Origin of the sequence: Pseudomonas sp. PS01297 (assembly GCF_029959305.1) — a bacterium.
GTDB lineage: Bacteria > Pseudomonadota > Gammaproteobacteria > Pseudomonadales > Pseudomonadaceae > Aquipseudomonas > Aquipseudomonas helleri.
This window is the reverse complement of sequence record NZ_JASCPQ010000008.1, coordinates 24,681-48,065: the sequence shown is the minus strand read 5'-3', so window position 1 is coordinate 48,065 and position 23,385 is coordinate 24,681. Positions and strand designations below refer to the sequence as shown.

The window sequence follows — 23,385 nt, the reverse complement described above, 5'->3', positions numbered from 1 at the left end:
AATAAATTTAAGCCCGGGTGGCTTATGGTGTGGGAGCGGGCTTGCCCGCGATGATATCGGCGCGGTGTAACAGATAAGTGAGCGTCGCCTGCATCGCGGGCAAGCCCGGCTCCCACAGGGCATGTGTCAAGCTCGCGGGCCTTTTAATTTTCCCCCCGCTTCATCCGTTCCGTAGGGATAGCCGAGCCAAAGCTCGATTGCCAACGTGTACGGAAGAAGTCAGATGAATGCTGAGAAGTCCCTCAAACTTGCCCGCCGATTCATCGAATTGCCGCTTGAAAAACGCCGGTTATTCCTCGACGGTCTGCGTGCGGAAGGGATCGACTTTTCACAGTTTCCGATTCCTGGCGATGTGCCTCAGGCGGATCGCCAGGCGCTGTCCTACGCACAGCGGCGCATGTGGTTCTTGTGGCAACTGGACCCGCACAGCGGTGCCTACAACTTGCCCGGTGCCGTGCGCCTGACCGGCGCGCTGAATCTCAGGGCGCTGGAGCAGGCGTTCGCTGAGGTGGTGCAGCGTCACCAGACCTTGCGCACGGTGTTCCGGCAGAACCCTGACGACAGCCTGGAGCAAGTCGAGCGCCTGGCGCCGATCACCGTCGAGCCTGTGGATTTCAGCCTGTTGCCTGCTATCGAGCGCGAACAGGCGGTGGCCGCTGAGGCCCAACAGCAGTCGCTGCAACCTTTCGATCTGGCCAATGGCCCGCTGCTGCGGATCAAGCTGCTCAAGCTTGGCGCTGACGAGCATGTGTTGCTGCTGACCTTGCATCACATCGTCTCCGATGGCTGGTCGATGAACGTGCTGATCGACGAATTTATCCGCTGTTACGATGCCTTTGCGCGTAACGAGGCGCCGCAGTTGCCCGAATTGGCCATCCAGTACAGCGATTACGCCCTGTGGCAACGCCGCTGGCTGGAGGCCGGTGAGCAAACGCGGCAACTGGCGTACTGGCAGGCCAAGCTGGGTGATGAGCACCCGGTCATCACCTTGCCCAACGACTACCCGCGCCCGGCCGTGCCCAGCTATCGCGGCACGCGCCATGAGTTCGCGGTGGCCCCGGAGCTGGTTGAGCAGTTGAGGGCCTTGGCGCAACAGCACACGGTCACGCTGTTCATGCTGCTGTTGGGCGCCTTTAACATCTTGTTGCAGCGCTACAGCGGGCAAAACGATCTGCGCGTGGGCGTGCCGATTGCCAACCGCAACCGCCGTGAAGTCGAAGGGTTGATCGGCTTCTTTGTGAACACCCAGGTACTGCGCACCCAACTGACGGCAGACACCACCGTGGCCGAGTTGCTGGCCGCGGTCAAAGAGACCGCTCTCGGTGCTCAAGCCCATCAGGAACTGCCGTTCGAGCAATTGGTAGAAGCCCTCAAGCTTGAGCGCAACCTGAGCCACAACCCGTTGTTTCAAGTGATGTACAACCATCAGCCGCAAGTGGCCGACATTGAAGCGATCCAAACGGCTTCGGGGCTCACACTGGGCCTGATTGAGTGGGAAGGGCGCACCACGCAGTTTGACTTGAGCCTGGACACCTACGAGAAATCTGGCCGTCTGCACGCAGCGCTCACCTATGCCAATGACCTGTTTGACGGCGCCACCATCAGCCGTATGGCGCGGCACTGGTGCAACCTGCTGCGAGCGCTGGTGGACCACCCCGAACGGCGGATCGGTGACTTGCCGATGCTCGACGCCAGTGAAATACAGACCCGTGTGCACGACTGGAACCGCACCCACGCTCAATACCCGACCCACACTGGCCTGCATGTGTTGATTGAAGCCCAGGTTGAGCGGATCCCCGATGCCACGGCGCTGGTGTTTGGCGCGCAGACCTTGAGCTATGCGCAGCTCAATGCCCGCGCCAACCAACTGGCCCATGAGTTGCGTGAACGGGGTGTCGGCCCGGATGTGCTGGTGGGGATCGCCGTTGAGCGTTCAGTAGAAATGGTGATCGGCCTGCTGGCGATTCTCAAGGCGGGCGGAGCCTATGTGCCGCTCGACCCGGAGTACCCGGCCGAACGTTTGAGCTACATGATCGACGACAGCGGGATCCAGTTATTGCTGACGCAGGAGCATTTGCAGACGGCATTGCCACAACACATCCCGGTCATGCGCCTTGATTGTTTAAACGATCAACAGATCGCGAGGCAAGCTCGCGCCTACAGTGCAGAGAATCTGGTTGATCTGACCCGGCCGCAAAACCTCGCCTATGTGATCTACACCTCTGGCTCTACCGGCAAACCCAAGGGTGCGGGTAACACCCATGCTGCGCTGGTCAACCGCCTGAGCTGGATGCAGCAGGCGTATCGGCTGACGGCCGACGATGCCGTGCTGCAAAAGACTCCGTTCAGTTTTGATGTGTCGGTGTGGGAGTTTTTCTGGCCGCTGCTCACCGGTGCACGCTTGGTAGTGGCGCAACCGGGGGAGCACCGCGAGCCGCTGCGCCTGATCGAAACCATTCGCCAGCAGCAGATCAGCACGCTGCATTTTGTGCCGTCGATGTTGCAGGCATTTATTCATGAAGTGGGCGTTGAGCAGTGCACCAGCCTGCGGCGGATTGTCTGCAGCGGGGAAGCGTTGCCGGTTGATGCCCAGCAGCAGGTGTTCAGCAAACTGCCCGATGCCGAGTTGTACAACCTGTATGGCCCGACCGAAGCGGCCATCGACGTGACGCACTGGACCTGCATCGATGAGGGTGCGGCCAGCGTGCCGATTGGCTTGCCCATCGCCAACCTGCGTACGCTGGTGCTGGATGCCAACCTCTCGCCCGTAGCCTTGGGCGTGGCCGGGGAGTTGTATCTGGGCGGGGCCGGGCTGGCGCGCAGCTATCATCGGCGCCCGGCGCTGACGGCAGAGCGTTTTGTGCCGTGCCCGTTTAATCAGGGCGAGCGCCTGTACCGCACCGGCGATTGGGTACGCCAGCGGGTTGACGGAGTCATTGAATACCTGGGCCGCCTTGATCATCAGGTCAAACTGCGCGGGTTGCGCATTGAACTGGGGGAAATCGAGGCGCGTCTGACCGAGCAGCCGGCCGTGCGCGAAGCCGTGGTGCAGGTGCTCGACGGCAAGCAACTGGTGGCCTACGTGGTGCTGCACGCGCAGGCGCCTGCCGACGCTTGGCAAACGGAATTGGCCAACCAACTGCAACTCGGCTTGCCGGACTACATGGTGCCCATCCACTGGGTCAGCCTTGAACGTTTGCCGCTGTCGCCCAATGGCAAACTCGATCGTAAAGCCTTGCCGCGCCCGGACATCAGCACCGTGCAGCAAGGCTACGTCGCACCGGCCTCTGAGCTGGAGCTGCGCCTGGCCGAGATCTGGCAACAGGTACTGGGCGTGGCGCAGATCGGTGTCGACGACAACTTTTTTGCCCTGGGCGGCGACTCGATCATCTCGATTCAAGTGGTCAGCCGTGCCCGTCAGGCCGGGATCGCTTTCAGCCCCCGCGACCTGTTCCAGCATCAAACCATCCGCAGCCTGGCCCGGATTGCCGCGCTGAGCACCGAGACCCTTGTTGATCAAGGGCTGGCCACGGGCGCGGTGGCGCTGGCGCCGGTGCAGCAGTGGTTTTTCAGCCTGGACATGCCCCAGCGCCAGCACTGGAACCAGTCATTGCTGCTGCACCCGCGCCAGCCGGTGGATGCCGGGTTGCTGGAGCAGGCGCTGAACACGCTGGTGAGCCATCACGATGCGCTGCGTTTGCGCTTTGTTCAGCACCACGGCCAATGGCAGCAAGCCTATGCCGAGCTGCCGAACGAGCCTCTGCTGTGGCAGCGTCAGGCCGCGTCAACTGACGAACTCAAAACCCTGTGCGAACAGACCCAATGCAGCCTGGACTTGCACAACGGCCCGTTGCTGCGGGCGTTGCTGGTGGACATGGCCGATCACAGCCAGCGCCTGTTGCTGGTGATTCACCACCTGGTGGTGGACGGCGTGTCGTGGCGGGTGCTGCTCGAAGACTTGCAGCAGTTCTACACCCAACCGGTGCAGGCGGCGCAGGCCAAAACCAGCGCCTATCAGGCCTGGACCGCCCGCTTGGCCGATGAGGCACAGGCGCGGGTCGGGGAACTGGCGCTGTGGCAGCGCCAACTGGCCGGCGCGTCCAGCGAGTTGCCATGGGATCGGCCTGATGCCGGCTTGCAAAACCGCCATGCCCGCACCTTGTCACTCACCCTCGACGCCGAGCTGACCCGCCAGTTGCTGCAAGTCGCCCCCGCCACCTATCGCACACAGGTCAACGACCTGCTGCTGAGCGCGTTGGCGCGGGTGATTTGCCGCTGGAGCGGGCAGCCCAGCAGCTTGATCCAGTTGGAAGGTCATGGCCGCGAAGACCTGTTTGCCGACCTCGACCTGTCACGCACCGTGGGCTGGTTTACCAGCCTGTTCCCGGTGCAATTGACTCCAAGTGCGGATCTGGGTGACTCGATCAAGGCGATCAAGGAGCAACTGCGCAGCGTGCCGGACAAAGGCGTGGGCTATGGCCTGCTGCGCTATCTGGCAGGCGAGGGCGTGGCTGAACAACTGGCCAGCCTGGCGACAGCGCGCATTACCTTCAACTACCTGGGCCAGTTTGATCGGCAGTTCGATGACACCGCGATGTTTGCCCCGGCCACTGAAAGCGCCGGGCTGGCCCAAGACGAAAACGCGCCGCTGGCCAACTGGCTGAGCATCGAAGGGCAGGTGTATGGCGGCGAACTCAACCTGCAATGGACCTACAGCCACGAGATGTTTGACGACGCCACCGTGCAGGCACTGGTGGACGATTATCGGGATGAGTTGACGTCGTTAATTGCCCATTGCGTCAACAGCGAGCAAGGCGGTATGACCCCGTCGGACTTCCCGCTGGCGCAACTGACCCAGGCGCAACTGGACGCCCTCAAGGTTGCGGCCAGTGCCATCGAAGACATCTACCCGCTATCGCCGATGCAGCAGGGCTTGCTGGTACACACCTTGCTCGAGCCCGGCTCAGGCATTTACTACATGCAAGACCGCTACATCATCGACAGCGAAATCGACCTGCCACGCTTCACCGCAGCCTGGCACGCGGTGGTGCAGCGTCATGATGCGTTGCGCGCTTCGTTCAGCCTCGACGATGACGGCCAGATGCTGCAAATCATCCACCGCGATGCCGCGCCCAACGTGCAAGTGCACGACTGGACGGATCGCCCCGAGGGCGAACACGAAGCGGCGTTGCAAACGTTGCTGGCCGAGGACCGGGCCCAAGGCTTTGACTTGCTCAACTCGCCGCCTTTCAGCCTGCGCCTGATCCGTCGCAGCGCCGGGCATTACTGGTTCATCCTCAGCAACCACCACATCCTGATTGATGCCTGGTGCCGCTCGTTGTTGCTGCAAGACTTCTTTGTCCTGTACAGCGGCCAGCGCAGCCTGCCACCCGCGGCGCGTTATCGCGACTTTATTGAATGGCTGCAAACCCAGGGCGAGCGTGAAGCGCTGCAGGCCTGGAGCGCTGAACTGGCCGGGTTTGAACAGCCGACGCCGCTGCCGTTTGACCGTGCCGTGCGCCGTCAGGGCGGGTTCTCGCAGATCGGTGATTGCTATGCCGACCTGGAGGTCAGCCAGGGCCGCGCCTTGCGCGAACTGGCCCAGCGTTACCACGTGACCGTCAACACCCTGACCCAAGCCGCCTGGGCGCTGGTGTTGCAGCGCTACAGCGGGCTCGACGAAGTACTGTTTGGCGTCACCGTGGCTGGGCGCCCGGTCAATCGCCCGGAAATGCAAGACACCGTTGGCCTGTTCATCAACAGCATCCCGCTGCGCATGCGTTTGCCGCAGGCAGGGCAGCGGGTCAGCGTGCGCGAGTGGCTGCAAGGGGTGTTTGCGCACAACCTGGCGCTGCGTGAACACGAGCATTTGCCGCTGTTGAGCATTCAGGCGTGCAGTGCGCTGGACAAAGGCCAGCCGATTTTCGACAGCCTGTTTGTCTATGAAAACGCCCCGGTGGAGAGCGCGGTGGTCAGCGGCGCCGAGCAGATCAGCGCCAAGTCCGACAGCGCGCGCACTCACACCAACTACCCGATGACCGTGGTGGTGTACCCCGGCGATGCGCTGGGCTTGCACCTGTCGTACGACAAACGCTTTTTTGATGAGGCCACGGTCGAGCGCTTGCTGGCGGACTTCAAGCGCCTGTTGCTGGCGATTGGCGAACACGCCGAAGGCAACGTTGCCGACCTGCCGTTAGTGGAGGCTGACGAGCGTGCGCAGTTGTTGCAGGCGGGCAACCAGACCGTCCGCGATTACCCGTTGGCGCAGGCTTATGTACGGCTATTTGAAGCGCAACTGGCGGCGCACCCGGAGCAGGTGGTTGCCACGTGCCTGGATCAGCGCTGGACCTACCAGATGCTGGATCAGCGGGCGAACCGGCTCGGCCATGCGCTGGTGGCGGCGGGCGTCACTGTTGACCAGCCTGTGGCCTTGCTGGCCGAGCGCAGCCTCGAACTGCTGGGCATGATGCTGGGCACCTTCAAGGCCGGGGCGGGCTACTTGCCCCTCGACCCGCACTTGCCGACCCAGCGCCTGTTGGCGTTGCTGCAACTGGGGCATGTGCCGTTGCTGGTAGCCAGTGCGGCGTGCCGTGAACAGGCCGAGCGCGTGCTGGCATTGCTCAGCCCGGCGCAGCGCCCGCCCTTGCTGGTGTGGGAGGACGTGCAAGGCGCCGGGTATTGCAGCACGTCACCGGGCATCTACACCGCGCCCAACAACCTGGCCTATGTGATATTCACCTCGGGCTCCACCGGCACGCCAAAAGGGGTGATGGTCGAGCAGGCCGGGATGCTCAATAACCAACTGAGCAAACAACCGTATCTGCACCTGAGCGCGGCGGACGTGATCGCCCAGACGGCGTCGCAGAGTTTTGATATTTCGGTGTGGCAGTTCCTCGCGGCGCCGTTGTTTGGTGCCCAGGTCGACATCGTGCCCAACGCCATCGCCCATGATCCGGCCGCGTTGCTGACGCATGTGGCCGCACGCGGGATCACCGTGCTCGAAAGCGTGCCGTCGCTGATCCAGAGCCTGCTCGACGAGCCCGAGGGTTCGCTGGCTGCGCTGCGCTGGATGCTGCCCACCGGCGAAGCCATGCCCCCGGAGCTGGCGCGCCGCTGGTTGCAGCGTTACCCGCAGATTGGTCTGGTCAACGCCTACGGCCCAGCCGAATGCTCGGACGACGTGGCGCTGTTTCGTGTTGACGCGGCGTCGGCCCAGGGCGCGTATTTGCCGATTGGCCTGGCCACCGACAACAACCGTTTGTATGTGCTGGATGGCGACTTGCAGCCAGCGCCGACCGGTGTGGTCGGTGAGTTGTACGTGGCCGGTACGGGCGTGGGCCGGGGGTATTTCGCCGACCCGCTGCGCAGCGCGGCGGTGTTTTTGCCTGACCCTTACGCCGCCAGGGCGGGCGAGCGTTTGTACCGCACTGGCGACCTGGCCCGGCGGCGCCCGGACGGCCAACTGGAATACGTCGGCCGTATCGACCAGCAGGTCAAAGTGCGCGGCTTCCGTATTGAATTGGGTGAAATCGAGTCGCGTCTGCGTGACCTGGCTGGCGTGCGTGAAGCCGCCGTGGTCGTGCAGGACAGCCCGACCGGCAAGGCGCTGGTGGCCTTTGTGGTGGCCGACGATGAAGCAAATGCCTGTAGCGAATGGCGCGAGACCTTGAAGGCTGCGCTCAAGGCGCAACTGCCGGACTACATGGTGCCGCTGCACTGGGTTCAATTGCAGGGCTTGCCACTCAATGCCAACGGCAAGGTCGACCGCAAGGCGCTGCCCCAGGCCCAAGCGGTTGACTGGCAGCGCGAGGTGATTGCGCCCCACGCCGGGATCGAAAGCCGTATTGCCGCAATCTGGCAAGAGGTGCTCAAGCTTGAGGCGGTCAGCCGCGACGACAACTTCTTTGAACTGGGCGGCCATTCGCTGCTGGTGGCGCAAGTGGTGTCGCGGGTGCGCCAGCAGTTGGGTATCGAACTGGCGCTGAGCAGCCTGTTTGAAAGCAGCGTGCTCAGCGATTTCGCTGCCCGTTGCGCCTCACAGCCGCCATCCCTCAGTCAGCCGCCATTGCGCCCGCGTGCGCCCGGCCAGCCCAGCGTGTTGTCGTATGCGCAGCAGCGCCAATGGTTGCTCTGGCAGCTCGACCCGCACAGCGCGGCCTACAACATTCCGGCGGCGCTGCGGCTTAAAGGTTCACTCGATCGCGAGGCCTTGCTGCGCAGCTTCAACGCCCTGCAACAACGCCACGAAACCTTGCGCACCACCTTTGTTCAGGACGGTGACCAGGCCCGTGGCGTGCTGCACGCACATTTGCCGCTGGCGCTGCGTGAATTGACCCTCGATCAGCCATCAGCCGCGCAGATTGACGCGCAGGTGGCCGAAGAAATGCGTCAGCCCTTCGACCTGCGCACGGGGCCGTTGCTGCGCGTGTTGCTGCTCAAGGTGGCGGACGATGAGCACGTGCTGGTATTGACCGTGCATCACATTGCTGCTGACGGTTGGTCGATGCAGGTGATGGTCGATGAATTCAGTCAGTTGTATCGGGGCCATGAACTGCCGCCCTTGGCCGTGAGCTACGCCGATTACGCCGCCTGGCAGCGCGACGGATTGCAAGCTGGCGAGGGCGAGCGCCAGTTGAACGCCTGGCGTGAACAGCTCGGCAGCCAGCATGCACCACTTGAGCTGCCCAGCGAGCTGGTTCGCCCGGCGATCCGCAGTGAGCGGGGGGCGCGAGTGGAGGTAGCTATTGAACCGGCATTGGCGGGTGCGCTGCGGCAGTTGGCGCAACAGCACAATGTGACGCTGTTTATGCTGCTGTTGGCCAGTTATCAGACCTTGTTGCATCGCTACAGCGGCCAGTCGGCGATCAATGTCGGGGTGCCGAATGCCGGGCGTGGGCAACTCGAAACCGAAGGCCTGATCGGCTTCTTTATCAACACCCAGGTGCTGCGCAGCGAGATCGACGGCCAGCAAACCTTTGCCAGCCTGCTGCAACAGGTCAAGCGCAACGCCCTGTGGGCGCAAGCGCATCAAGACCTGCCGTTCGAGCAACTTGTAGACGCGTTGCAGCCGCAGCGCAGCCTGAGCCACAGCCCGCTGTTTCAAGTGCTGTTCAACCATCAGCGGCAGATCGGCGAGAGCGTCGAGCGGCAACTGCCGGGCCTGAGCATTGAGCGCATGGACTGGCAGCAGCACACGGCGCAGTTCGATCTGGCGCTGGACACCGAAGAACAGGGCGAGCGCTTGCACGCCAGCCTGACCTACGCCTGCGATGTGTATGACGCCGCGACCATTGAGCGCTTGGCCGGGCACTGGCTGAACCTGCTGCGCGCGGTGGTGCAGGCACCCCAGCAACGTATCGCTGAGTTGGCCTTGCTGGGTCCGGACGAGCAACAGGCGTTGCTGACGCACTGGAACCCGCAGGTTGAGGTGCAGCCTGCCGGGCCAACCCTGCATCAACTGTTCGAGGCGCAGGCCGCCTTGCACCCGCACGCCCTGGCGTTGCGCTGCGGTGACGATTCGATGACCTATGCAGCGCTCAACGCCCAGGCCAATCGCCTGGCCCGCAGGTTGCGCGAACGCGGTGTCGGCCCGGAAGTGCGGGTTGGCATTGCCACTGAGCGGGCTGTGGCGTTGGTGGTCGGGGTGCTGGCGATTCTCAAGGCCGGGGGCGCGTATGTGCCACTCGATCCGCAATACCCCGCCGAGCGCCTGAGCTACATGATCGAAGACAGCGGCATTCAGTTATTGCTGACCCAGGAGCACCTGCTGGAAAACCTGCCGCCGCGGGTCGGCGTGCAGGCTCTATGTCTGGAACATGTGCAGTGGGAGGCGTTTAGCGCCGACAATCTGCTCAACCTTACCCGGCCCGACAACCTGGCGTATGTGATCTACACCTCGGGTTCAACCGGGCGCCCGAAAGGGGCGTTGCTGAGCCATGCCAACGTCGGCCGTTTGATCAGCGCCACCGCCGATGAGTTTGCCTTTGGTCCGAGTGATGTGTGGACGCTGTTCCATTCCTATGCGTTCGATTTCTCGGTGTGGGAGATGTTCGGCGCGCTGTGCACCGGCGGGCGTCTGGTGATCGTGCCGTACTTCATCAGCCGCGAGCCGCAGGCGTTCCATCAGTTGCTCTGCGATGAGCAAGTCACGGTGCTCAACCAGACCCCGACGGCGTTCCGGCAATTGCTGCCCATTGCCTGCAACAGCCCGCAAAAACTGGCCTTGCGCTGGGTGATCTTTGGTGGCGAAGCCCTTGATGTGGCGAGCTTACGCCCGTGGTACGCGCGCTTTGGTGATGCGCCCACCACGCTGGTCAACATGTACGGCATCACCGAAACCACGGTGCACGTGACCTGGCGCGCCCTGAGCACCCAAGACCTCGATGCCAGGGTACAAAGCCCGATCGGCCGGCCCATCAGCGACCTCAGCTGGTATTTGCTTGATAGCCAGTTGCAACCCGTGGCGCCAGGCTGTGCCGGTGAGCTGTACATCGCCGGAGCCGGTCTGGCCCGTGGCTACCACGGACGCGCCGGACTCACCGCCGAGCGTTTTGTGCCCAGCCCGTTTGCGCCGGGCGTGCGCCTGTACCGCAGCGGCGACCTGGCCCGCCAGCGCGCTGACGGCAACATCGACTACTTGGGGCGGATCGACCAGCAAGTGAAGATTCGCGGGTTCCGCATCGAGCTGGGCGAAATCGAAACGTGCCTTAAACAGCAAGTGGGCGTCAGCGATGCGGTGCTGAGCGTGCATCAGGGCCAGCTCTGCGCCTATGTGGTGGCCGAGCAGACGCCAATCGATCCGTTGGCGTGGCGCGAGCAATTGCGCACCGCGCTCAAGGTCGATTTGCCGGATTACATGGTGCCGAGCCACTGGCTGCTGCTGGAAGCCCTGCCGCTGACCGGTAACGGCAAGCTCGATCGCAAGGCGTTGCCACTGCCTGACGCCGAGCACTGGCAGCGCCCTTACAGCGCCCCGGTGGGCGACCTGGAAACCAGGCTGGCAACGATCTGGGCTCAGGTGCTGGAAATCGAGCGGGTAGGGCGTCACGACAACTTCTTTGAATTGGGCGGGCACTCGCTGCTCGCAGCCCAGGCCAACGCCCGGGTCGAACTGGAACTGGGCCTTGAAGTGGCGCTGCGTGCGCTGTTCGAAACCCCCGACCTGCACGCCTATGCCGCCCTGGTACAGGCCCAAACGCCTGCGGATAACGATGTTCGTCTGAGCGCACTTGAGTCGCTGCTCGACGAGATGGAGATCAACTGATGGAACACTCTACCGCCTGGCGTATTGCCAACCGCTTCGCCAGCCTTGCACCGCAGCAGCGCCGAGAGTTCTTGCACAAGATGCAAGAGCAGGGCGTCAGTTTCGGCCAGTTGCCGATCCCGCAGACCGCATCGCCAGACGCACCCTGCGCGCTGTCCTATGCCCAGCAACGGCAATGGTTCTTGTGGCAGCTTGACCCGCAAAGCGCGGCGTACCACATCCCGGCCGCCTTGCGTTTGCGCGGCGAGCTGAACGTGGCGGCGTTGCAGCACAGTTTTGATGCCTTGCTGGAGCGCCATCACAGCTTGCGTAGGGTCTTTGCTGAAGATGACAGCGAACATGCAGCCTCTGTAGCCGCTGCCGAAGGCTGCGATAAGGGCCGAAGGACCTTCGCTTTTGAAACTCAAAGCAGGGTCGCTGCGCAACCCATCGCAGCCTGCGGCAGCGGCTACAAAGTATTAATTGCCCGCCACGACCTGCGTGACCAACCGCAATCCGAACGCCTGAACCTGGCGCTGCGCCAGGTTGAGCAAGACATCGCGCAACCGTTTGATCTGCAACACGGGCCGTTGCTGCGGGTGAGTCTGTTGCAGCTGGACGCGCAGGATCATGTGCTGGTGCTGACCTTGCACCACATCGTGGCTGATGGTTGGTCGATGGGCGTGCTGGTCGATGAGTTTTCGCAGTTGTATGCGGCTCATGCCCAAGGCCAAACCCTAGAGTTGCCAGAACTGGCGATTCAGTACGCCGACTACGCCCTGTGGCAACGGCGCTGGATGGAGGCCGGGGAGCTGGAGCGGCAACTAGACTGGTGGCGCGGGCAACTGGGCAGCGAGCAACCGGTGCTGGAGTTGCCCAGTGACCGCTCACGCCCTGTGCAGCCAAGCCAGCAAGGTGCGCGATTGGATTTCGCGCTGCCAGCCGAGTTGGCCAAAGGCCTGCTGAGCCTGGCCAGGCAGCGTGGGGTGACGCCGTTTATGCTCTTGCTGGCCAGTTTTCAGGTGCTGCTGCACCGCTACAGCGGCCAGCAGGATCTGCGTATCGGTGTGCCGGTGGCCAACCGCACACGTGCGGAAACCCGTGGCCTGATCGGCTTTTTCGTCAACACCCAGGTGCTGCGGGCCGAGCTGGACGGGCGCATGCCGTTCAGCCAATTGTTGAGCCAGACCCGCGACCGCGCACTGGATGCCCAGGGTTATCAGGACGTGCCCTTCGAACGGCTGGTCAATGCCTTGCAGGGGGATCGCAGCCTGAGCCACAGCCCGTTGTTCCAAGTGATGTTCAACCACCAGCAAAGCCGCCCCGGCGCACTGCGCGGGATGCTCGCCGGCTTGCAGGTCGAGAGCCTGGAATGGGCGGGCCGCACTGCTCAGTTTGATCTGCAGCTAGATACCCATGAAGAAGGCGAGCACCTGCTGGCCAGCCTGACTTATGCCACTGATCTGTTCGATGCCCCGCGCATTGAAGCCATGGCCGCGCATTGGCGCACTCTGCTGGCAGGCGTGGTGGCGAACCCTGAGTGCGCGATCAGCGAGTTGCCGATGCTCGCCGCCCATGAAATCGAGGCCACGTTGTATGGCCTGAATGCCACCCAACAGCACTATCCCGGCCCTGCCTGCGTGCACCAGCACATCGAAGCGCAAGCGGCCGCCACGCCGGATGCTTGTGCACTGGTGTTTGCCGGGCAGTCGTTGAGTTATCGCGAACTCAATCAGTGGGCCAACCGTCTGGCGCATCAGTTGCGCGAGAGCGGAGTCGGCCCGGAAGTGCGCGTGGGCGTGGCGTGCGAGCGTTCGCTGGAACTGGTGATTGGCTTGCTGGCGATTCTCAAGGCCGGGGGCGCCTACGTGCCGCTCGACCCCGAATACCCGGCTGAACGCCTGGCCTATATGGTTGAAGACAGCGGCATCAGTTTGCTGCTGACCCAGGCGCACGTGCAGATGGCGTTGCCGCCACACATCCCCGTCATGATCCTGGACCCCACTGTAGGTGCGAGCTTGCCTCGCGAACTCTCAAACGATCATGAGCGCGCTGAAAACCTGACTAACCTGGCACATCCCGAGAATCTGGCCTATGTGATCTACACCTCGGGCTCCACCGGCCGCCCCAAAGGCGCAGGCAACAGCCATGGCGCGTTGTACAACCGGCTGGCGTGGATGCAACAAGCTTATGGCCTGAACGCTGCCGACCGGGTCTTGCAGAAAACCCCGTTCAGTTTTGACGTGTCGGTGTGGGAGTTTTTCTGGCCGCTGATGCATGGCGCGACGTTGGTGGTCGCCGCTCCTGGTGCGCACCGCGACCCGCAGCGACTGGCGCAACTGATCGTCGAACAGGGGATTACCACCCTGCATTTTGTGCCGTCGATGCTGCAAGCCTTCATCAACAGCGACGAGGCTGTGCAGTGTCACTCGCTGCGGCGGATTGTGTGCAGCGGCGAGGCGCTGCCGATTGCCTTGCAACGCCAGACAATGAGTAACCTGCCTCAAGCGGCGTTGTACAACTTGTACGGGCCTACCGAAGCGGCCATCGACGTAACCCATTGGACGTGCCTTGAAGAACAGCGCGACAGCGTGCCGATCGGGCGGCCGATTGCCAACCTGCGTACCTACGTCCTCAGCCCGGAACTGTTGCCCTTGCCGACCGGCGCCATTGGCGAGTTGTACTTGGCGGGCGCGGGTTTGGCCCGGGGCTACCATGCGCGCCCGGCATTGACGGCCGAGCGCTTTGTGGTCGACCCGTTTGGCAGTGGCGAACGGCTGTACCGCACTGGCGACCTGGCGCGTTATCGCGCTGACGGTGCTATCGAGTACTGCGGCCGGATCGACCATCAGGTGAAAATTCGCGGCCTGCGCATCGAGCTGGGCGAGATCGAAGCGCGCCTGCAAGAACACCCGCAGGTTCAGGAAGCCGTGGTACTGGCGCTGGACAGCCAGTTGGTGGCGTATCTGGTGCCCAGCGACGTGGCGCTGCTGGAACAGCCCGAGGCGCAAGCCGCCTGGCGTGACACCCTTAAAGCCCATGTACTGCTGAGCCTGCCCGATTACATGGTGCCGACGCAGTTGCTGTTGATCGAGCGCATGCCGCTGAGCCCCAATGGCAAGCTGGAACGCAAGTTGTTGCCGGCGCCGCAGGCCAGCGTCAGCCAGCGGGTTTTCGAGGCACCACGCAGCGACAACGAACGCCAGTTGGCGGCGATTTGGCAAGCCGTGCTGGGGCTTGAGCAGGTCGGCCGTCAGGACAACTTCTTTGAGCTGGGCGGCGACTCGATCATCTCGATTCAGGTGGTCAGCCGGGCGCGGCGTGCCGGGTTGCGCTTGCAGCCGCGTGACCTGTTTCAACAGCCGACCTTGCAGGCGCTGGCCGCTGTGGCAAGCCCGCTACAGGTTGCACACATCCCCCAAGGGCCGGTGGTGGGTACGCAAACACTGACCCCGGTGCAGCAGTGGTTCTTTGCCAATCAAACCGAGCAGCCCCAGCACTGGAACCAGTCGGTGCTGCTGGACGTGCGCGAGCCGCTGGACTTGCTGCGCCTGCAAACCGCCTTGCAGCAGGTGTTGGCCCAACACGACGCGTTGCGTTTGCAGTTCCGCGAGCAGGCCGGGCAATGGACGGCGCGCTATGTGCCGCTGGACAGCAGTGCGGCCACCGATTTGCTGTGGACCGCCCAAGTGCAAAGCAGCGAGGCGTTACAAGCCTTGTGCGACGAGGCGCAGCGCAGTTTGTCGCTGCACGACGGGCCGCTGCTGCGCGCGGTGTTGATCGACCACGAGCAAGGGGCCCAGCGTTTGTTGCTGGTGATTCATCACCTGGTGGTGGACGGCGTGTCGTGGCGGGTGTTGCTTGAAGACTTGCAGGCGGCCTATGCCGGGCAAGCCCTGGCAGAAAAAACCAGCGCCTTGCAAGACTGGGCCCGGCAGTTGTCGGCCTATGCGCAAAGCCCGGCATTGATGGCAGAACGCGACAGCTGGTTGCAGCAGTTGCAAGGCGCCAGCGCCCGGTTGCCCCATGCCCGCACGGAGGCCAGCCAAGCGTTGCGCTATCGCCAGGTGGTGAGCCTGGGCCTGGACCGGGAGCAAACCCGACACTTGCTGCAACAGGCGCCTGCGGCGTATCGCACGCAGATCAATGACCTGCTGCTGACCGCTTTGGCCCGCGCCCTGTGCGACTGGACCGGCGATTCGACGGCCTTGATCCAGCTGGAAGGCCACGGCCGTGAAGACCTGTTTGCGGGCATCGACCTGACCCGCACGGTGGGTTGGTTCACCAGCCTGTTCCCTGTCAAGTTGACCCCAGCGGCGGGCATGGCCGAGTCGATCAAAGCGATCAAGCAGCAACTGCGTGAGGTGCCGGGCAAGGGCCTGGGTTTTGGATTGTTGCGCTACCAGGGCGATGCCCAGACCCAAGCCAGCCTCGCGGCATTGCCGCAGGCACGGGTGACGTTCAACTACCTGGGCCAGTTTGACCAGAGCTTCAACGACGACGGGTTATTCGTCCCGGCTCAAGAGGCTAGCGGCGCGGCGCAGAGCCTGGATTCGCCGTTGGCCAACTGGTTGTCGGTCGATGGCCAGGTGTATGGCGGTGAATTGAAGCTGGACCTGAGCTTCAGCCAGGAATGTTTCGACACGGCGGATATCGAGGCCCTGGCCTCAAGCCTTAAGGCCCAGTTGCAGGCGCTGATTGAGCATTGCCTCAACCCGCAGCACAGCGGCGTGACCCCGGCGGATTTTGCGCTGGCTAACCTGACCCAGGCGCAACTTGACCAACTGCCCGTGCCGCCACGGCAGATAGAAGACCTGTATCCGCTGTCACCGATGCAGCGCGGTTTGCTGTTTCACAGCCTGTACGAGCCCCAGGCCGGAGCCTACGTCAACCAGCTCAGCGTCGCGGCGAGCGGGCTGGACGCCACCCGCTTGGCGCAGGCCTGGCAGGCGACGCTGGATGCACACCCGATTTTGCGCAGTGGTTTCCATTGGCCCCAGGGCGCCAGTGAGCCGGTGCAGGTGGTGCAGCGGGTGCTGGAACTGCCGCTGACCGTGCTCGACTGGCGCGGCCGCGCCGATCAAACCGCCGAGCTGGAGTTGCTGGCGCGCAGCGAGCGTTTGCAGTTTGATCCGGCGCAACCGCCGTTGCTGCGCCTGGCCTTGGTGCGTCTCGATGAGCAGCGCCAGCAACTGATCTACACCCATCACCATTTGCTGCTGGATGGCTGGAGCAATGCCTTGCTGCTGGGTGAGGTGTTGCAGCGTTATGCCGGGGTTGATGTGGCCACTCATCAGGGCCGCTTTGCCGACTACATCGGCTGGCTACAAGGGCAGGATGCCCAGGCCGATGAAGCCTTTTGGCGTGCGCAACTGGCGACCCTGGACAACCCGACGCTGTTGGCACAAAGCCTGGCGCACGGTGGTTCAGACAGCAGCGAGTACGCGGATCATCGGCAGGTGTTCGATGGGCCGAGCAGCGAGGCCTTCAATGCTTTTGCCCGCCAGCACAGCATCACCCTCAACACCTTGGTGCAGGGCGCTTGGGCGGTGTTGTTGCAGCGTTATAGCGGTCAGCAGACCGTAGCGTTTGGCGCCACTGTGTCCGGGCGCCCGGTGGACCTGCCGGGTGCAGAAAACCAGCTCGGGCTGTTTATCAACACCTTGGCGGTGATCACTCAGCCACAGGCGGCTGAAAGTGTGGCGCAGTGGTTGAGCCGTTTGCAGGCGCACAACCTTGAGCTGCGCGAGCATGAATTTACCCCGCTGAGCGATGTGCAGCGCTGGGCCGGGCGTGCCGGTGAGCCACTGTTCGACAGTTTGCTGGTGTTCGAGAACTTCCCCATCGGCGCGGCCTTGGAGCAGGGCGCGCCAGAGGGCTTGAGCTTTGCCGTGCCGGTCAACCATGAGCGCACCAACTACCCGCTGACACTGGCGGCGGTCAGTGAAGGCCAGTTGAGCCTGACCTGGAGCTTCTTGCGCAGCCATTTTGACCCGGCGGTCATTGCCCGCATGAGCGAGCACTTGGCGTGCCTGCTGCACGCCATGGTGGCGGCGCCGTTGTCTGCGTTGGGTGAATTGCCGCTGCTAAGTGCTGCCGAGCACACCCGGCAATTGCGCGAGTGGAACCCGCCACCCAAAGCCGCGACCGGGCAGAGCGTGCATCAGTTGATCGCCGCGCAGGCGGCGCTACGCCCTGACGCCACGGCGCTGATTTTTGACAGCAGCACCTTCACCTACGCCGAACTCAACCAGCGCGCCAACCGTTTGGCCCATCGCCTGCGTGAACTGGGGATCGGCCCCGAAGTACGGGTGGGGCTGGCGGTAGAACGTTCGCCGCAGATGATTATCGGCTTGCTGGCGATTCTCAAGGCCGGGGGCGCGTATGTGCCGCTGGACCCGGCGTACCCGCCAGAGCGCTTGAGTTACTTGATGCAGGACAGCGGCATTGCCTTGCTGCTGAGCCAGTCGTGGTTGCGCAAGCAGTTGCCGCAGATCGACGGCCTGCCGGTGCTGGAACTCGACCGTGAAGACGTCAGCTACTTGCCGGCCAGCAACCCGGTCAACCTGATCACGGCGCAGAACCTCGCGTACCTGATTTACACCTCGGGTTCGACCGGGCGGCCCAAAGGCGTGAGCGTGGCCCACGGCCCGCTGGCCATGCATTGCCTGGCCATTGGCGCGCTGTACGGCATGACCCCGGACGACCGCGAGCTGCAATTTGCTTCGATCAGTTTTGACGGTGCCCACGAGCGCTGGCTGACACCGCTGATGTTCGGCTCGGCGTTGATGCCCCGTGACGATGAGGTCTGGAGCGCGCAGCGTACCTGCGAAGAAATCGAGCGCCACGGCATCACCATCGCCTGTTTTACCCCGAGCTATTTGCTGCAAATGGCCGATTACATTGGTGAAGCCGGGCGCACGCTGCCAATACGTTCCTATACCGTGGGCGGTGAGGGCATGCCCAAGCACGCCTTTGATGAAGTGCAGCGGGTGTTGCAACCGCCGCGCATCATTAACGGCTACGGCCCGACCGAAACGGTGATCACGCCGTTGATCTGGTGCGCTTACCCGGACACCCAATTTGACTCGGCGTTCTTGCCGATCGGGCGCCCGGTGGGTGAACGCAGCGCCTATGTGCTGGATGCCAGCATGCAGCCGCTGCCAGTGGGTGTGGCGGGTGAGCTGTATTTGGGCGGCGAAGGCATTGCCCGCGGTTATCACCAGCGCCCGGACCTGACCGCCGAACGCTTTGTGCCCGACCCGTTTGTGCCGGGCGCGCGGCTGTATCGCAGTGGCGACCTGGCACGGCTGCGCGAAGACGGCGTGGTTGAGTACCTGGGGCGGATTGACCAGCAAGTGAAGATTCGCGGGTTCCGCATCGAGTTGGGCGAAATTGAAGCCTGCTTGCTGGAGCACGACGGCGTGCGCGAAGCTTGGGTGGTGGACCGCGAAGGCCCGGTCAGTCGCCAATTGGTGGGCTATGTGGTGGCCCGTGACCCGTTGGGCGACGAGGCGGCGTTACGCCAAGCGCTGGTCGATCATCTGCGCAGCCGTTTACCCGCGCATATGCTGCCCGCCCACGTGCTGTGCTTGGCGGCATTGCCACTGACCCCCAACGGCAAGCTGGACCGGCAGGCGCTGCCGTCACCGCAGGCCTGTCGGGAGGTGGCTGAACGTATCGCGCCAGGCACTCCGGCCGAGGTGTTGCTGGTTGAGATCTGGCAGGAGTTGCTGGGGCTGGAGGCGATTGGCGTCACCGAGAACTTCTTCGAGCTGGGCGGTGATTCGATCATCTCCCTGCAAGCGGTGAGCCGTGCCGGGGCCCGTGGGCTGGCCTTTACCCCCAAACAGCTGTTTACCGCACAAACTATCCGTGCGTTGGCGGCTCTGGCGCAGACTGCCGAGCCGCAACGGCTTGAAGCCCTCAACACTCCGGCGTTTGCCCTTGCACCCGGCACGCTGGCGATTGATCGCAATGAGCTGGACGATGTTTACCCGCTGTCGCCGATGCAGCAGGGCATGCTGTTCCATTGCATCGAGTCGCCCGAGCTTAATCTGTACGTCAACCAGTTGAGCGTGGCGGTTGAAGGGTTGCAGGTGGAGCGTTTTCGCGCTGCCTGGCAAATCTTGCTCGCACGCCATGAGGTGCTGCGCGCTGCGTTCCGCTGGCGCGACGGCGTGGCCGAGCCGATGCAAGCGGTGTATCGGCAAGCCGATTTGCCGATTGTCGAGCTGGACTGGCGCGATCATGCCGCGCCCGAAGCCGCCTTGCAGGCGCTGGCCGCGGATGAACAGGCCCGTGGTTTTGACCTCAACTGCCCACCGCTGATGCGCTTCACCCTGGTGCAGGTGGGTGAGTCCCGAGTGCAAATGATCTGGACTTACCATCACTTGCTGCTCGACGGCTGGAGCGCCTCGCGCCTGCTCGGTGAAATGCTCCGCGTGTACGCCGGGCAGGCGTTGCCTGCGCTGACCGGGCGTTATGCCGACTACATCAACTGGTTGCAGCGCCAGGACGCCTCGCAGGCCGAACACTTCTGGCGCGAGCGCCTGCAAGCGCTGGACGCGCCGAGCATTTTGGCCAAGGCCGCGAATACTCAAGGCAGCGGGCATGGCGTGTTGTACAGCTATCTGGACAGCGCGGCGACCCAGCGCCTGCATCGCTTTGCCAATGCCCAGCGCGTCACCCTTAACACGCTGATTCAGGGGGCCTGGCTGTTGCTCTTGCAGCGTCATACCGGGCAGCGCAGCGTGGCTTTTGGCGCCACCGTGGCCGGGAGACCGACGCAATTGGCCGGGGCGCAGGACATGCTGGGGCTGTTCATCAACACCTTGCCGGTGATCCAGACCCTCGACCCGCAACAGGCGCTGGGCGACTGGTTGCGTCAGGTGCAGGACTACAACCTGGCGATCCGCGACTTTGAACACACGCCGCTGGCAGATATTCAGCGCTGGGCCGGGCAGGGCGGGCAGGGGCTGTTCGACAGCATCATCGTGTTTGAAAACCACCCGGTAGACCGCGCCTTGCGCGGCGAGCAGGACGGTGAATTGCGCTTTGCCGAGGTCGGCAGCGGCGGGGTGACCAACTTCCCGATGGACTTGATGGTCAGCGCCAGCGAGCAAGGCCTGGAGGTGGAATACCTATACCTGCGCGAACGCTTCAGTGCGCCTGAGGTCGAGCGCATTCGTGCGCAACTGGAAGGGTTGCTGGCACAGTTGCCGCAAGACGCCGAGCGTGTGATCGGTGACATCGGCTTGCCCGATGCCCGTATCGAACCGGCGCAACCCGCTTTGCCGGTGATTGATCTGGTGCAGAGCTTTAGCCAGCAGGTGTTGCGCCAACCGCAGGCCAGGGCGCTGAGCTGTGACGGTCGCGAACTGAGCTATGCCGAGCTTGAGCGTCAAGCCAATGGTCTGGCGTGTGAGTTGCAGGCCCAAGGCATCGGCCCGGAGCAGGTGGTGGCCGTGGCGCTGCCGCGCTCAGAGCACACCGTAGTGGCGTTTTTGGCGGTGCTCAAGGCGGGCGCGGCCTACCTGCCGCTGGACCTGGATTACCCGGCTGAGCGTCTGGCCTTTATGTTGGCGGACTCAGGCGCGAGCCTGTTGCTGTGCCGCAGCGACGTCGATCAGCGGGTGGCGTTTGATCCGGCCCTGGCGCGGCTGGAGCTGGACACACTGGCGGACGTTCAAGGCACGCCGCACCCGGTGCAGCCATTGGCCGGGCACCTGGCGTATTTGATCTACACCTCGGGCTCCACCGGCCAGCCCAAAGGCGTGGCGGTGGCCCGCGAGCCGATTGCGCGTCATTGCCAGGGAATTATCGAGCTGTATGAACTGAGCCCGGCAAGCCGTGAATTGCACTTTATGTCGTTCGCGTTCGACGGTGCCCAAGAACGCTGGCTCAGTGTGTTGTTGGCCGGTGGCAGCCTGGTGATTCGTGGCGACCACCTGTGGACTCCCGAGCAGACCTTGCAGGTGTTGCATGAGCAGCAGGTCAATGTGGCGTGCTTCCCGCCGGCTTATCTGCAACAACTGGCCGAAGTGGCGCTGACCCAAGGGCCGCCGCCAGCGGTGCACACTTACTGCTTTGGCGGCGATGCGGTGCCGGATGCCAGCTTTGAACTGGTTAAACGCGCCTTGCAACCGCAGCGTCTGGTCAATGGCTACGGCCCGACAGAAACAGTGGTCACGCCGCTGCTGTGGCGCGCCGAGGTGACGCAGCAATGTGACGCCGCCTACGCGCCGATTGGCCGCAGCGTGGCCGGGCGAGGTGTGTACGTGCTGGATGCGGACATGAACCCGTTGCCGGTAGGTGTCAGCGGCGAGTTGTACTTGGGCGGTGAGTGCCTGGCGCGTGGCTACCATCACCAGCCCGGTTTGAGTTCCGAGCGCTTTGTGCCGGACCCGTTCGATGCCAAGGGCGGGCGCATGTACCGCACCGGAGATCTGGTGCGCCAGCGCGAAGACGGCATAGTCGACTACCTGGGTCGTCTGGACCAACAAGTGAAGATCCGCGGTTTCCGCATCGAGCTGGGCGAAATCGAAGCGCGCCTGCGTCAATGCGAGGGCGTGCAGGACGCCGCAGTCAACGTGTTCGAGGGTGTGACCGGTAAGCAGTTGGTGGGCTATGTGGTTGCCGCGCCCGGCCAGGGCCTTGAGCGCGAGGTGAAAGAACAGCTCCAGGCGCAACTGCCGGACTACATGGTGCCGTCGCAGATTGTGCAACTGGCACGGTTGCCGCTGTCGGCCAACGGCAAACTGGATCGCCGCGCCTTGCCTCAGCCCCAGCGTGCCCAAGACCATTACCGCGCGCCGCGCAATGCGCTGGAACAAGCCTTGGTGCAGATCTGGCAAGACGTGCTGGGCCTGGAGCAAGTCGGTATCGACGATAACTTCTTTGAGCTGGGCGGCGACTCGTTGCAGGTGTTGAAAGTCATCTCGCAGGTCCGTCATCAGGCGCATTTGGGCTTCAGCCTGAAACTGCGCGACCTGATGCAAAAGCCCTGCATCGCGCAACTGAGCGGTTATGAACCGCACATTGCGGCTTTTGCGCCGGACCCCTTGTTGGCGCTCAACAGCCGGGTCAGTGACGTACCGCCGTTGTTTTGCCTGCACGCGGGGTTCGGCACGGTGTTCGACTATGAACCGCTGGCCCGTAAATTGGACGGGCGCCGCAGCGTCTATGGAGTGCAGTGCCGAATGTTGCTGGACCCGGCATGGCAGGACGACTCCTTGCAGGCCATGGCCCAGGCCTACGCCGGGCACATCCGCCAGCAGCAGGCTCACGGCCCGTATCACCTGCTGGGTTGGTCGCTGGGCGGGGCGTTGACCTTGCTGGTGGCGCAAGAGCTGGAGGCCCAGGGCCAGGAAGTGGCGTTTGCCGGGTTGGTCGACAGCTACGTGGCGGGTACGGCGCAAGCCGGTGACGGGCGTGAAGATCTACAAGACTTTTTGCGCTTCGTGTTGGGCGTGACGCAGGCCGAGGCGCAGATGCTAATGGCGGATGAACAGCATAGCGCCGAGCAGGTGATTGAAGCAGCGCTGGCCACCCATGAGCATGGTGTGTTGGGGGCGGCAGAACTGAGCCAGATCTTCGCCGTGGGTGCACAGCTCAAGCACTTGGCGTTGGCCCAGCGCAGCTTGCCGCAGACTCGGGTGCAAGCTCACCACTGGTGGGTGGCAGGCCGTGAAGACGAGCGCCGGGTGCACGCGGCACACATCGGCGCGGGCGCCAGCCATGAGGTGCTGAGTGGCGGCCATTACGACTTGTTGCGCCATGCGCGATTGCTGGCGCAACTGGATGACCTGTTGGCTGTGCAGCTTGATCTGGCTTGAACGGGTGCGGAGCAAAAAATCGTTATCAAATATTAACTAAGTGATTGATTTTAAAGTCCCTGTAGGAGCGAGCCTGCTCGCGAGCTGTTGATCTTGATCTGGCTTTTGATCTGAGAGGCCCCGTTAAACCACGCTGGCCGAACGCAGGTTTTGCGCAGAGGGTAACCCGGCAGGACGCCGGGTTAGCCGCGACACGGCCAAGGATGGCCGATCGCGGCGGGCCCACGGAGTAAGGCCTGTGGTGAGGGCATGCCGAGCCGCAGCGAGGCACCGAGGGGTTGGGGCAAAAAGCGTTTGGTTACTTTG

The 23,385-nt window shown here is 63.4% G+C and carries 2 protein-coding genes; both read left to right on the top strand.

Features of this window, described 5'->3' with window-relative positions; genetic code table 11:
- The first annotated feature begins 223 nt into the window (after positions 1 to 223).
- Positions 224 to 11,263, top strand: a complete 11,040-nt coding sequence (locus QMX84_RS04875) for a non-ribosomal peptide synthase/polyketide synthase (RefSeq protein WP_282363322.1) — start codon at positions 224 to 226, stop codon at positions 11,261 to 11,263.
- Positions 11,263 to 23,079 (top strand): non-ribosomal peptide synthetase, encoded by an 11,817-nt coding sequence (locus tag QMX84_RS04870; protein WP_282363321.1) that lies wholly within the window; start codon positions 11,263 to 11,265, stop codon positions 23,077 to 23,079. The genes QMX84_RS04875 and QMX84_RS04870 overlap by 1 nt, the downstream gene beginning before the upstream one ends.
- Positions 23,080 to 23,385: the final 306 nt, after the last annotated feature.

Excerpts from the sequence above, each read along its gene's own strand:
- QMX84_RS04875 (WP_282363322.1), top strand. The coding sequence starts at position 224 with ATGAATGCTGAGAAGTCCCTCAAACTTGCCCGCCGATTCATCGAATTG.
- QMX84_RS04870 (WP_282363321.1), top strand. The coding sequence starts at position 11,263 with ATGGAACACTCTACCGCCTGGCGTATTGCCAACCGCTTCGCCAGCCTT.